The organism is Synechococcus sp. R6-10 (genome assembly GCF_047461815.1).
Classification (GTDB): domain Bacteria; phylum Cyanobacteriota; class Cyanobacteriia; order Thermostichales; family Thermostichaceae; genus Thermostichus.
This window is the reverse complement of sequence record NZ_JANSHW010000386.1, coordinates 1-1,394: the sequence shown is the minus strand read 5'-3', so window position 1 is coordinate 1,394 and position 1,394 is coordinate 1. Positions and strand designations below refer to the sequence as shown.

The 1,394-nt window shown below is 61.0% G+C and carries 2 protein-coding genes; both read left to right on the top strand.

The features are described from left to right. Nucleotides 1-46 precede the first annotated feature (46 nt). Complete coding sequence (locus NW837_RS10855) at nucleotides 47-526, top strand: peptidylprolyl isomerase (RefSeq protein WP_011433087.1); 480 nt, start codon at nucleotides 47-49, stop codon at nucleotides 524-526. Between the two features lie 110 nt (nucleotides 527-636). Then, a partial coding sequence (locus NW837_RS10850) for an HAD family hydrolase (RefSeq protein ID WP_414331437.1) occupies nucleotides 637-1,394 on the top strand: 758 nt, incomplete at its 3' end.

The window sequence follows — 1,394 nt, the reverse complement described above, 5'->3', positions numbered from 1 at the left end:
ACAACACTTGGGCAAACCCGTGAAAACCTACAACAATCCCCCCCCGATGGTGATCGACCCGGCCAAGTCCTACACGGCCACGATGGAGACCACCGCCGGCACAATGGTTCTGGAGCTGTTTCCTCAGGAAGCTCCCCTGGCCGTGAACAATTTCGTCTTTCTGGCCAACGATCACTTTTACGATGGCGTCATCTTTCACCGCGTGATCCGCGGCTTCATGATCCAGGGCGGGGATCCCACGGGTACAGGGCGGGGTGGGCCAGGCTACCGCTTTCCCGATGAGCCGGTGCAACGTCCCTACAGCCGCGGCACTTTGGCGATGGCCAATGCTGGCCCCAACACCAATGGCAGCCAGTTCTTCATCATGCATGCCGACTACCCGCTGCCGCCCAACTACACGATCTTTGGGCAATTGATCGAGGGAGAGGATGTGTTGGATAAAATTGCAACGGCTCCCACCGGCCCCCAGGATCGCCCGCTGAATCCAGTGGAGATCCAGTCCGTTCGTATCTCGGAATCCAATTAGGTTGGGCCACTCCGGTGGAACAGTTTGGTTGAATTAACTTGGCCTCTGGCCCCATTTTTGCAACTTGCCCTCAGGGGGACTCAGGTATGGAGTTCGCTAGGCCCCGGCGAATGTCCCCCCGCATTCTGGTTCTGGATTTTGATGGTGTGCTCTGCGATGGGCGGGCGGAGTATTTTGCTTCCTCCTGCCGCGTTTGTGCTCAGGTGTGGGGCCTGGCTCCTGCTCAGCTAGAGCCGCTGCGTCCTGCCTTCGACCGTCTGCGCCCGCTGATTGAGACCGGCTGGGAGATGCCTTTGTTGTTGTGGGGGCTGCAGCAAGGGATCCGGGAGGAAGACTTGCGCCAAGACTGGCCCAGCTGGCGGCAGCGGTTGTTGCAGCAGGTGGGGGTCTCCGAGCTAGGTTTGGCCCAAGTGCTGGATGGCGTGCGGGATCGTTGGATTGAAGAGGATCTGCAGGGGTGGCTGGGGCTGCACCGGTTTTATCCGGGGGTGGCGGCCTGGATGCGCCAGCTTCAGGCTGCCGGGGAGCCGCGCCTGGCCATTCTCAGTACCAAAGAGGGGCGGTTTATCCAGCAGCTCTTGGGTCGAGAAGGGATCCAACTGCCACGCCACCGCATTCTGGGCAAGGAGGTGCGCGCCCCCAAGGCCACCACTTTACAGCGGCTACTGGCTGCCGCCCAACTGCCGGCTGAGGAGCTGTGGTTTGTGGAGGATCGCCTGCAAACGCTGCGCCAGGTGCAGAGGGTGCCGGAGCTGGAGCAGGTTCTCTTGTTTTTGGCCGACTGGGGCTACAACCTGCCGGAGGAAAGGGAAGAGGCCGCTCGGGATCCCCGTCTCCATTTGCTCAGCCTGGAACAGCTTTGTCAGCC

What these genes read in the sequence shown, in the direction of transcription:
- NW837_RS10855 (WP_011433087.1), top strand. Translation starts at nt 47, where the DNA reads ATGGTGATCGACCCGGCCAAGTCCTACACGGCCACGATGGAGACCACC.